We start from the raw sequence: 11900 nt of genomic DNA on the forward strand, positions 1-11900 counted from the left end.
CAGATTCATTCAAACCTTCCGAGGTCTTTGGCCGAACTGGGCTGAACGGTCAGAGCACGGCAAACAGCTTTTCGCGCAACTCGGGCAGGCGCCTCTTGCCTACGGCGTTGGACTCCATGGCCTCGGCCCAGGCGATGTACACATGGCGCAGTTCTTCGGTGGTCTTGCTGCCGTAGATCGACTCGACGAGTGAAATGCGGTTGTGCTGCCCAAAGATGGTGTTGACCGTGTTAATCATGAAATTACGCGCCATGTCCGCCTCCTTGGCGCTGCGCGATTCGGGCGGCGGCAGGGCCTCCAGATCGTCGCCTGCATGGGTGCTGGCTGCAGCACCCGCAGGGCTGGGCGCGGGCTTGGGTGCGGGGACGGTACCCACGGCCTCGATGCAGCCGCGCTCCAACAGTTCGGTGAGCTGTGGGCTGACCTCATTGCCGGGCACAAAGGTGCTCAGTTCCTGACCGCTGCGCTTGCCATCCACCAGCACCAGTACGCGCCGCGCCATGGGCGACAGACCCAGGGAGCGCGAGGCGATTTCCTGCTGACCCTGCGCCGTCTTGGCGTAGATGGAGCGAAGCAGTACGGGGATGGAATCAGGCATGGCGATGGAGCAGGGACGGGGATGCCGTCTTCAGGATGAGGCAGGTAAGAGAGTGTTTCTGCAACACAGCGCTCTGCCATTGGGATTTTCACTGAGGCCTGAACGATCGGTGTTTTCCCTTGAGTCGTAATCCAAGCGTCAGATTGGAACTTTTCATCAGTTCGCTGTAAGGAAGCGTCGCGACAGTCAACCTCGCAATCCACGGGGCTGGCCTTGTGGGTGCACGGGGGCAGTGCTCAGGCGCTGTGATCTGTACTCCAACAAGAGGGGACTTTCATGAAGGAAGACAAAGGTAGTCACGCCTACTGGAAAGCCACGCTCGGCCTGCTGACCAAGATTCTCATCATCTGGTTTGTGGTGTCGTTCGGCGCGGGCATCCTGTTTGCGGACATGCTCAACAACATCAAGCTGGGCGGGTATCCGCTAGGGTTCTGGTTTGCGCACCAGGGCTCCATCTACATCTTCATTGCGCTGATTTTTTATTACGCCAAGAAGATGGGCGACATTGACCGTCAGTTCGACGTGCATGAAGACTGAGGGCTGACATCATGGATTTGCAAACCACTATCTACGTTTTTGTCGGTCTGAGCTTCGCGCTCTACATCGGCATTGCAGTGTGGGCCCGCGCTGGTTCCACCAGCGAGTTCTACGCGGCCGGCGGCAGCGTGCACCCCATCACCAACGGCATGGCCACGGCCGCCGACTGGATGAGCGCGGCTTCCTTCATCTCCATGGCCGGCCTGATCGCCAACATGGGGTATGGCGGTGGCCTGTTCCTGATGGGCTGGACCGGCGGCTACGTGCTGCTGGCCATGCTGCTGGCTCCGTACCTGCGCAAGTTCGGCAAGTTCACGGTGCCCCAGTTCATTGGTGACCGCTTCTACTCCAAGAGCGCCAGCACCATTGCCGTGCTGTGCCTGCTGGTGGCGTCGCTCACGTACATCATTGGTCAGATGACCGGTGTGGGTATCGCGTTCTCGCGCTTCCTGGGTGTGTCCAGCGACACCGGCATTTACGTCGGTATGGCCATCGTGTTCGCCTACGCCGTGTTCGGCGGCATGAAGGGCATCACCTACACCCAGGTGGCGCAGTACATCGTGCTGATCCTGGCCTACACCGTGCCTGCCGTGTTCATCTCGCTGCAGCTCACGGGCAACGCGATCCCTCAACTGGGTCTGGGTGGCAGCTATGTCGGCACCGACATGACTCTGCTGGCCAAGCTCGATTCCGTGGTTACCGACCTCGGTTTTGGCAAGTACACCACGCAACTGCCGGGCAGCACGCTGAACATGTTCATGTACACGATGTCGCTGATGATCGGTACCGCCGGTCTGCCGCACGTCATCATGCGATTCTTTACCGTGCCTTCGGTCAAGGACGCGCGCAGCTCGGCCGGCTGGGCCCTGATCTTCATCGCCATCCTGTACACCACGGCCCCTGCCGTGGCGGCCATGGCCAAACTGAACCTGCATGCCACCGTCAACACCGCCGTCAAGACCGGTGGCGACCTGTATGCACCTGAAGCCAGCCTGGTGAACGAACAGCGTCCCGACTGGATGAAGCGCTGGGAAAAGACCGGCTTGCTGAAGTGGGAAGACAAGAACGGCGACGGCCGCATCCAGTACTACAACGACAAGACCAAGAACGAAGCCGCCAAGGGCAAGGCAGAGGCTGCCGGCTGGAAGGGCAACGAGTTGACGGTGAATGCCGACATCATCGTGATGGCCAACCCCGAAATCGCGCTGCTGCCCAACTGGGTGATCGCGCTGGTGGCGGCCGGTGGTCTGGCTGCGGCTCTGTCGACGGCTGCAGGTCTGCTGATGGCTATCTCGTCCGCTGTGTCGCACGACCTGGTGAAGGGCGTGTTCAACCCCGGCATCAGCGAGAAGAATGAGCTGCTGGCGGGCAAGGTGTCGATGGCCGTGGCCATCGTGGTGGCCGGTTACCTGGGCCTGAACCCGCCGGGCTTTGCGGCCGGTACGGTGGCACTGGCCTTCGGTATTGCTGCCAGCTCGCTGTTCCCCGCCATCATGATGGGTATTTTCAGCAAGAAGATGAACAAGGAAGGCGCCATGGCCGGCATGCTGGCAGGCCTGTTCTTCACCCTGTTCTATGTGTTCGCACACAAGGGCGTGTTCTTTATCAAGGGCACGGAATACCTGGGCCTGATCGGCGGCGCCAACAGCTTCTTCGGCATCACGCCGGAAGCCATCGGTGCAGTCGGTGCCCTGGTGAACTTTGGCGTGGCCTTCCTGGTGGACAAGTTCACCAAGGAGCCGCCAGAGCATATCCAGCACATGGTCGAGGCTGTGCGTATCCCGCGCGGCTCTTCCCAGGTGAAGGGCGCTCACTGACCTGGGATTTACCCCAGACCGCTGCTGCGCTGGCACGCAGCGGCGTCACAATCAAGGGCCCTGCCGGCATGGCGCTGGCAGGGCCTTTTTACTGACCCGAGGTGGAGCATTCGATGAAATTTGATGTCAGCGTCGCCCTGACGTGGATCCTGTTCCTGGCGCTGTTCCCCATGGCGTTCTTCTGGTTTCGCAGAGCATGGCGCATTCTTGTTCGGCGCGATTTCTCCGAGGTGGCACTGAAACGCGGCGAATCGCCGCCCAACCCTGAAAAATACGCGCCCTATGCCCTGGCCATCAACCTGATCGCTGGCGCGGTGGTCGCCGTCGTGATTGTGGGTGTGATACTGGGCCAGCTGGAATACAACACTTGGACGGCCGCCGCAGGCAGCACCATCTGGTGCAAGTTTTTCCTGGACTTTGCCCTCTCCCGCCAGGCCCATGGCTTGGCCAAAGGCAAGCAAGCCACGCCCAAGACCTGAGGTGACGCTTACGTAAGACCAAGGTAAGTGCCGGGCGCACAATGGAGACACAGGGAGGCGTTCAGACTTCCCGCCTGGAGACTGCCGTGCTCAAAGGACTCGGCTCCCAACGCCTGGTGGCGCTGTTTGCCGGCGGCTGGGTGTTGTTCAATTTTCCGCTGCTCGGCCTGTGGGACCGCGAGGTGTCCGTATGGGGCGTGCCGCTGTTCCCGCTGGCCCTGTTCGCCTGGTGGGCGCTGCTGATTGCGGCGCTGGCTTGGCTCATGGAGCGTGGCGACCGGCAGGCCGCCGAACCGGGCGAGGAGCGCACGCCGGACCGCACCTCCACGCCTGCGGCACCGGGGGGCAGTCTGCCCTCGCAGGAGTAGCGCATGCTGTCGCCTGCGCTCGTCATTGCCGCTTCGTTTGCCTACCTGCTGCTGCTGTTTGCCGTGGCGTACTGGGCCGACCGGCGTGCGCAGCTCGGGCGTTCGGTCATCGCCAACCCCTGGACTTACGCGCTCTCGCTGGCCGTGTACTGCACGGCCTGGACCTATTTCGGCAGCGTGGGGCGGGCTGCTTCGGGCGGTGTGTGGTTTCTGCCCATCTATCTGGGGCCTACGCTGGTCATGTTGCTGGGCTGGATCGTGCTGCGCAAGATGATCCGCATTGCCAAGGCCTACCGCATCACCTCCATTGCCGACTTCATTGCCAGCCGCTATGGCAAGAGCCCGCTGCTGGCCGGGCTGGTCACCCTGATCGCGGTGGTGGGCATCGTGCCCTACATCGCGCTGCAGCTCAAGGCCGTGTCGGCAGGCTATGCCCTGCTGACGGTGCCCGGCGGCGTGGCCGAGCCCGCGCACTGGAGCCGTGACAGCGCCTTTTACGTGGCCCTGGTGCTGGCAGGCTTTGCCATGGTGTTTGGCGCGCGGCACCTGGACACCACGGAGCGGCACGAGGGCATGGTGGCCGCCATCGCGTTCGAGTCGGTGGTCAAGCTGGTGGCCTTTTTGCTGGTCGGGTTCTTTGTGGTGTATGGCCTGTTCGATGGCCTGGGCGATCTGTTCGCCCGCGCGCAGGCCGTACCGCAGTTGCAGCAGCTGCTGCGCCTGGAGCAGGGCGGGCAGTTTGCCTGGGCGCAGTGGTTCGGGCTGATGCTGCTGTCGATGTTCTCGGTGGTGTTCCTGCCGCGCCAGTTCCAGGTGATGGTGGTGGAGAACGTGCGCGAAGACCACCTGCGCCGCGCGGTCTGGGTGTTTCCGCTCTACATGCTGCTCATCAACCTGTTCGTGCTGCCCATTGCGTTGGGTGGCCTGCTGTATTTCGGTGCGGGGCAGGCCGATGCCGAAAACTTCGTGCTGTCGCTGCCGCTGGCAGCCGGGCAGCACGCGCTGGCGCTGTTTGCTTTTGTGGGCGGGCTGTCCGCGGCCACGGGCATGGTCATCGTGGAAACCGTCGCGGTCTCCACCATGGTCAGCAACGAGCTGGTGCTTCCCCTGCTGCTGCGCTGGCGCCACCTGCGCAACAGCGGCGGGCAGGACTTCACGCGCCTTCTGCTGGGCATCCGGCGCGCCGCCATCCTGGGCGTGCTGGTGCTGGGCTATGTGTACTTCCACCTCGCGGGCGAGGCGTATGCGCTGGTCAGCATCGGCCTCATCAGCTTTGCCGCCGTGGCGCAGTTCGCTCCCGTGGTGCTGGGCGGCATGTACTGGAAGGGCGGAACCCGCCTGGGTGCACTGGCCGGGTTGCTGGCCGGCTTTCTGATGTGGGCCTACACCCTGATGCTGCCGTCGATTGCCAAGTCGGGCTGGCTCGACATGGGTTTCATCGCCCAAGGGCCCTGGGGCCTGGCCTGGCTGCGACCCGAGCAGTTGCTCGGCCTGCAGGGGTTCGACGGCCTCACCCATTCGCTGTTCTGGAGCATGCTGGCCAATGTGGTGGCCTATGTCGGCGTGTCGCTGTGGCGCGCGCCTTCGGGCCGCGAGGCCAGCCAGGCCCTGCTGTTTGTCGATGTGTTCGAGCGCACGGCCGGCTCCAGCCCGGTGTTCTGGCGCGGGCGGGCCAACACGCAAGACCTGCTGCGCCTGTGCGAGCGTTTTCTGGGCGCCGCCAAGGCGCAGGCGCTGTTCGACGGTTATGCGCAGCGCGTGGGCGTGCGCCAAGCCCAGGCGCTGCGGCCCGACGCCCGGCTGGTGCAGTTTGTCGAAACGCAACTGGCTGGTGCCGTGGGCAGTGCGTCGGCCCGTGCGCTGGTGGCCTCGGTGGCCGAGGAAGAAACTCTCTCGCCCGAAGACGTGCTGCGCATTCTGGACGAGGCCTCGCAGATCCGCGCCTATTCGCGAGCGCTGGAGGGCAAGTCGCGCTCGCTGGAACAGGCCACGGCCGAGCTGCGCGCCGCCAACGAGCAACTGCAGAGCCTGGACCGGCTCAAGGACGACTTCATGTCGTCGGTGACGCACGAACTGCGCACGCCGCTGACCTCCATCCGCGCGCTGGCCGAACTGATGCAGGACGACGCCAGCATGCCCCAGGCCCAGCGCCAGCAGTTCGTGGGCATCATCGTGGCCGAAACCGAGCGCCTGACGCGCCTGGTCAACCAGGTGCTGGACATGGCCAAGATCGAATCGGGCCATGCCGAATGGCATGTGGCGCCGGTGGACATGCGTGCCCTGGTGGAGCGCGCCGTGGCGACCACGGCCGAAGTGTTCCGCGAGCGCGCGGCCCAGGTGCAGGTGCAGCTGCCCGGCGAGGCGCCCGTGCTCCAGGCCGACCCCGACCGCATCCTGCAGGTGCTGCTGAACCTGCTGTCCAACGCGGCCAAGTTTGTGCCCTCGCCCGGCGGGCAGGTGCAGGTGCGGCTGACGTCCGATGCGCAAGGCGTCACGGTGTGCGTGCAGGACAACGGCCCGGGCGTGCAGCCGGGCCATGAAGCCATGATTTTTGACCGCTTTCACCAGACCGACCTGGGTGCCCAGGTGGCGCACGGAACAGGCCTGGGCCTGCCGATCAGTCGCCATATTGCGGAACATTTTGGCGGGCGGCTGTGGCTGGAGCCCAGCGCGCAGCCGGGTGCCTGCTTCTGCTTCTGGTTGCCACTGCCTACAGAACCTATTGGAGACAAGACCCCATGACGACAAAAATACTGATTGCCGACGATGAACCCAACATCGTCATCTCGCTTGAATACCTGCTGCAGCGCGAGGGCTACACCGTGCTGGTGGCGCGCGACGGGCAGGAGGCACTGGACACCATTGCACGCGAGCAGCCCGCGCTGGTGCTGCTCGACGTGATGATGCCGCACAAGACCGGTTTCGAGGTGTGTCAGGCCGTACGCGCCGACGAGGCCTTGCAGGGCACCAAAATCCTCATGCTCACGGCCAAGGGCCGCGAGACCGACGTGGCCAAGGGCATGGCCCTGGGCGCCAATGCCTACATGACCAAGCCTTTCTCCACGCGCGAGCTGGTGCAGAAGGTGGCCGAACTGCTTGGGGAGACATCCGCATGAGAAAGATCGACCCCCGGCTGGTGCTGGCCATCGTCGCCGCGGGCCTGGTGATGGCGCTGTGGCTGGTGCTGATGTCCGTGATCGTCTGGTCCACGCTTGATGCGCAGGAACGCCTGGCGGTGGGCGATGTGCTGGCGCCGCGCACCGTGCTGGTGGCCATGGGCTGGCTGTTGGGCCTGTTTCTGGTGGCGGTCACGCTGCACATGCTGCACCGCCGTTACGTGGGCGACCCGCACCGTCTGATCGAAAAAATCCGGGTGGTGGTGACGGCCACCACGCCGCAGCAGCTCACCCCTCGGGGCACCGCCGAAATGCAGGCCATGGCCCGTGCCGTGAACGAGCTGGCCGCCCAGCGCGACCAGTTGCGCGGCGATGTGGCCGAGCAGGTGGCCCAGGCCAGCCAGCGCGTTCAGCAGGAGAAGAACCGCCTGGCCGCCCTGATGGCCGAGCTGAATCAGAGCGTGGTGGTGTGCAACCGCGAAGGGCGCATCCTGCTCTACAACCAGCGGGCGCGCCAGCAGTTTCGCCAGCTTTCACAGGGCGCGGGAGCCGCCGCCGGGGCAGAGCTGATCGGCATCGGGCGCTCCATCTACGCCGTGCTCGACCAGCAGTTGGTGGCGCATGCACTGGAGCGTATCCACCAGGCGCTGGGGCGCGGGGTGGCCACGCCCTCGGCGCAGTTTGTCACCACCACGCAGGGCGGGCACCTGCTGCGCGTGCAGGTGGCGCCGGTGCGCGAATCGGCGCCGCCCGGCGATGGCGAAGCGCCAGAGGGCTTGCAGGCCGTGAGCGGGCTGGTGCTGATGCTGGACGATGTGACCGCCAGCGTGCAGGAGGAAGCCGAACGCGACCAGCTCATGCACGGCCTGACCGAGGGCAGCCGTGCCTCGCTGGCCAACATCCAGGCGGCGGTGGACATGCTGGGCTATGCCGACCTGGAGCCTGCCATGCGCGAGCGCTTTCTGGGCGTGGTGCGGGACGAGGTGGGCGCCATGGGGCGGCGCGTCAATGACCTGGCCCACCGTGCCACGCAACGCCTCAAGACCCGCTGGCCCATGGAAGACATGCTGGGCGCCGACCTGGTGACGGCCGCCCAGCGTCGCATTGCGCAGCACTGCGACCGGCCGGTCACGCTCGACGCCATCGACACCAGCCTCTGGCTCAAGGTGGACAGCTACACCCTGCTGCTGGCGCTGACCTACCTGGCGCACCGCCTGGTCGATGAATTCGAGGTGCGGTTTCTGCAGTTGCGCCTGCAGGGTACCGCCACCCATGCGCAGCTCGACCTGGTCTGGAGTGGCCAGGCCATGAGCAACGAGACCGTGATGAGCTGGGAGATGGACGCCATGCGCTTTGGCAGCGAGCGCAGTCCGCTGACGGTGCGCGATGTGGTCGAGCGCCACGGCGGCGAGATGTGGTTCGAGCGCGAGCGTGCCCGCCACCAGGCGTTCTTCCGCTTCATGCTGCCGCTGGCCAGTGTGCAGGGCGTGGTCGATGCGCCGCTGGGTGAGAGCGAATTCAGCCGCCCCGAGTACTACGACTTTGATCTGTTCAAGATGGCCGACCAGAGCAGTGCGCTGGACGATCGCCCGCTGAGCGAACTGACCTACACCGTGTTCGACACCGAAACCACCGGCCTGAACCCGGCCGATGGCGATGCCATCATCCAGATCGGTGCGGCCCGCATCGTCAACGGCAAGCTGCTGCGCCAGGAGTGCTTTGACCAACTGGTCGATCCGGGGCGGCGCATTCCGGCGGCATCCATCCCCATCCACGGCATCACAGACGACATGGTGGTGGGCAAGCCTGGCATTGCCCAGGTGCTGCCGCTGTTCCACGCCTACGCGCAGGACACGGTGCTGGTGGCGCACAACGCGGCCTTCGACATGCGGTTTCTGCAACTGCAGGAAGAGGCTTCGGGGGTGGCCTTCCACCAGCCGGTGCTGGATACGCTGCTGCTGTCGGCGGTGGTGCATCCACAGCAGGAGTCGCACCGGCTCGAAGCCATTGCCGAGCGTTTCAATGTGACGGTGCTGGGCCGCCACACGGCGCTGGGCGATGCCCTGGTGACGGCGGAGATCTGGCTGCGGATGATTCCGCTGCTCCAGGAGCAGGGCATCCACACCCTGCGCCAGGCGCGGGAGGCTGCGCAGAAGACGTATTACGCTCGGTTGAAATATTGAGTGTTTTTGGGCTATGGGGCTTATGGGATAAGCGCTGGTAGCTATTGTTTTGATAGCTTTTGCTGTGGCTTTGTTGAGGGTGGCTGGCCGGGTCTCGCCCCGGCGGGCGAGGTACTTTTCTTTGCTTCGCCAAAGAAAAGTACCCAAAAGAAAGGCGACCCACTGTCTGCGACCCCTGCGCTGCGCTACGGGGCAAACCTGCGTCGGGGCGCTTGCGGGGTGCGCCGTGGAACTCACTGCGCTGCTGCGCAGCTCCGTTCGGACAACCCCGGCGAGTCAGTGGACGAAGCATGCGCGCTGCGACGCGCATGCCCACCCCGCAAGCGCCCCGCCGCAGGCGCAGCCAGAAGGGGTTGGAAAGAACACGGGCCATCGCTGCGCTCGGCCTGGCGAGCGCGGCGCGCAGCGCCTGCGACGTTGGGGGCCGAGCGCAGCGATGGCCCGAAACCTGCCAAGCCCTTTTGCCCGTGCCGAGAAGCGCAGGGCGCGGGGTGGGCGTGCGCCGCAGGACACACGCCTTCGTGGTCTGACTTGCTGCGGTTGTTCGAACGAAGCGCCGTAGGCGCGCAGTGAGTTCCGCAGCACGCCCCGCGAACGAGCATCGCAGGCTGCCCCCGCGCGCAGCGTGGGGGTCACGGGCGGCAGGGTCGCCCTTTCTTTGCTTACTTTCTTTCGGCGAAGCGAAAGAAAGTGAGTCGCCCGCCGGGGCGAGACCCGGCCTCCATCCTCACCAAAAGCACAAAATTAGCTATCAAAACAATAGCTACCAGCGCTTACCCCATAAGCCCCATAGCCCAAAAGCGCTCAATACCTTCCGGCCTGATACCGCTGCCCCAACACCCCTTGCAGCGTCTGCACCACCGAGAACGCCTCCTTGAGATGGCTGCGTTCGAAGTTGGAGAGTTCTTCCAGCGCCAGGAAGTTGTCGGGCTTGAGGCCTTGTGTCATCTGGCGGGCCTGGTGGTCTATGCGCAGCTTGGAGAGAAATTCCAGCGCGTCGCGCAGATCGCGCGCGCTTTGTTCGCTCACTTCGCCTGTGTGGGCCACCTGCTCCAGCCGGTCGTGCGTATTCACGGCGGCCACGCCACCGGCCAGTGCGTACACCCGTGCCAAGTCCACGATGGGCACGATGCCGCTGTGCTTGAGATCGACGGTGCCCGCGTTGTCGCCGCCACGGATGCGCGAGATGGTGCCAAACAGACCCAGCGGGGGCCGGTGCTTGAGGGCGTTGCCCACCATGTGCGCCAGGAACAGGCTGTGCCCGCGCGTGCGTGCCAGCACCTCCTGGCGCAGACTGTCCAGCAGTTCGAGCTTGCCGTGCACGGCGCGCAGGTCGAAGAACACGCAGGTCAGCATCAGCGCCATGGGCTCGGGCTTGTCCACCCATTGGCGGAAGTACTCTGACCAGCGCTGGCGTGGCTGGCGCCATTTGTTGGTCATGGCCATCATCTCGCCGGGGCAGTGCACGTAGCCGCAGGCGTCGAGCCCGTCGCAGACAAAGCGGCTGAAGGCGCGGAAGTACTCGCCATGGCGCGCCTCGTCGTAGCGGTCGTCCAGCACCAGGCAGTTGTCCTGGTCGGTGCGCGCGGTCTGCTCGCTGCGCGCCTGCGAGCCTGCCGCCACCCAGACATAGTCCACCGGTGGCGGGCCCAGTTCGGCCTCGGCCAGGTGGATGAGCCGGGTGGTCACCGCGTCGGTGATGGTGGTGATGATGTGCCCGGTGCTGTAGGCGCTGGCATCGGCCGCCGCCAGGTGCTGCTGCAACTGGCGCACCCGGCTGCTGGCCTGCACCAGGCCCTGCAGGCTGGGTTGCTTGTAGATGTCGCCCGCCAGGTACACGGGCGAGGTGCTGTGCTGTTCGGCCAGATCGGTGGCCGTGATCATGCCCGCGATGCGTGTGCCGTCGAGCACCGGCATGTGGTGGATGTTGTGTCGCGCCATCAACAGCAGTGCCTCGAAGGCGGGGCTCTGGGCTTGCATGGTCAGCGGCGCCAGCGTGGCAATGTCGGAGACGGGGCGGGCAATGTCCAGCCCCTGCGCCACCACGCGGTTGCGCAGGTCGCGGTCGGTTACCAGGCCGAAGAGGTGGTCTTGCTCCACCAGCAGCACCGAGGACACGCGCAGGTCGCTCATCTTCCGCGCTGCTGCTTGGATGGAGGTGCCCGGCGGCAGGGTGATGGGCTCGCGCTTGATGAGTGAACGCACCGGCGTGCCCAGCAAATTGAGGTGCACGCCCGAGTCGGGTGCATGTGTGGCGTTGCCAGCCTGGCTCGTGCCGGGGAGCGAGGGAAAGAAGTACGCCAGTGCGCTGTGATCCCGGCACAGCGCCGACAGGGTTTCGGGCGCCAGCCAGGCAATGCAGCAGTCCGTGGCCGCAGTCGCCTGCCAGGTCGTGAGGTGCTGTGCCGGGGTGGCGCCAAAGCCGAACATTTCGCCCGCTTGCAGGTGAACGGCCATGTCCAGGTCGGGGTCGTGCAGGTCCACCGCGCCGCTCAGGATCAGTCCTGTGCGGCTGTGCAGCCGTCCTTGTGGCAGCAAGGGGGTGCCCACCTCTGCGGTTTCCAACTGCCACTGCGGTGCCATTTGGGCCAGGGCGGCTGGGTCGAGTTGATTCCAGACGCGGTGGCTTGTCAGCGCAGGCAGCACGGAGGTGGTGGTTGGGGTCTCGGGGTTCATGGCGGGGTGGAACCAAGGGGAGAAAACGCCCATTTTGCAGCCTCGTGTGCGCGGCGGGGGCAGGGTTGATACCAGATGGAGCGGTGTGTGCCATGCTGGGGTGCTCCTGCCGGACCGACGCGCCAT

General features: G+C 65.1%; 9 protein-coding genes. 7 read left to right on the forward strand and 2 right to left on the reverse strand.

Features of this window, described 5'->3' with window-relative positions; genetic code table 11:
* Positions 1–49 precede the first annotated feature (49 nt).
* Positions 50–598: a hypothetical protein gene (locus GWK50_RS03205; RefSeq protein ID WP_162015257.1), complete on the reverse strand. Its 549-nt coding sequence runs from the start codon at positions 596–598 to the stop codon at positions 50–52.
* Positions 599–874: 276 nt separating this feature from the next.
* Here GWK50_RS03205 and GWK50_RS03210 point away from each other — a divergent pair, with 276 nt between their 5' ends.
* From GWK50_RS03210 to GWK50_RS03240, 7 genes are all read left to right on the forward strand, one after another.
* Entirely contained in the window at positions 875–1135 is a 261-nt protein-coding gene (locus GWK50_RS03210; protein ID WP_162015258.1) for a DUF4212 domain-containing protein, read from the forward strand.
* Between the two features lie 11 nt (positions 1136–1146).
* Positions 1147–2952 (forward strand): sodium:solute symporter family protein, encoded by a 1806-nt coding sequence (locus GWK50_RS03215; protein ID WP_162015259.1) that lies wholly within the window; start codon positions 1147–1149, stop codon positions 2950–2952.
* Positions 2953–3065: 113 nt separating this feature from the next.
* On the forward strand, positions 3066–3431 hold the full coding sequence (locus GWK50_RS03220) for a hypothetical protein (RefSeq protein ID WP_162015260.1): 366 nt from the start codon (positions 3066–3068) through the stop codon (positions 3429–3431).
* An 86-nt stretch (positions 3432–3517) separates the two neighbouring features.
* A complete protein-coding gene (locus GWK50_RS03225) occupies positions 3518–3799 on the forward strand; it encodes a hypothetical protein (protein WP_242455277.1) in 282 nt (93 codons plus the stop codon).
* A gap of 3 nt (positions 3800–3802) precedes the next feature.
* Positions 3803–6541 (forward strand): sensor histidine kinase, encoded by a 2739-nt coding sequence (locus GWK50_RS03230; RefSeq protein WP_162015261.1) that lies wholly within the window; start codon positions 3803–3805, stop codon positions 6539–6541.
* Entirely contained in the window at positions 6538–6915 is a 378-nt protein-coding gene (locus GWK50_RS03235) for a response regulator (protein WP_162015262.1), read from the forward strand. Before GWK50_RS03230 ends, GWK50_RS03235 begins: the two co-directional genes overlap by 4 nt.
* The gene (locus GWK50_RS03240; RefSeq protein ID WP_162015263.1) at positions 6912–9098 is read left to right on the forward strand and encodes an exonuclease domain-containing protein; all 2187 of its coding nucleotides are present in this window, start codon (positions 6912–6914) and stop codon (positions 9096–9098) included. The genes GWK50_RS03235 and GWK50_RS03240 overlap by 4 nt, the downstream gene beginning before the upstream one ends.
* 804 nt (positions 9099–9902) lie before the next feature.
* Here GWK50_RS03240 and GWK50_RS03245 read toward each other — a convergent pair.
* Positions 9903–11807 (reverse strand): DUF294 nucleotidyltransferase-like domain-containing protein, encoded by a 1905-nt coding sequence (locus GWK50_RS03245; protein ID WP_242455278.1) that lies wholly within the window; start codon positions 11805–11807, stop codon positions 9903–9905.
* Positions 11808–11900 lie beyond the last annotated feature (93 nt).

Origin of the sequence: Acidovorax sp. 210-6 (assembly GCF_010020825.1) — a bacterium.
Lineage (GTDB): Bacteria > Pseudomonadota > Gammaproteobacteria > Burkholderiales > Burkholderiaceae_C > Simplicispira > Simplicispira sedimenti.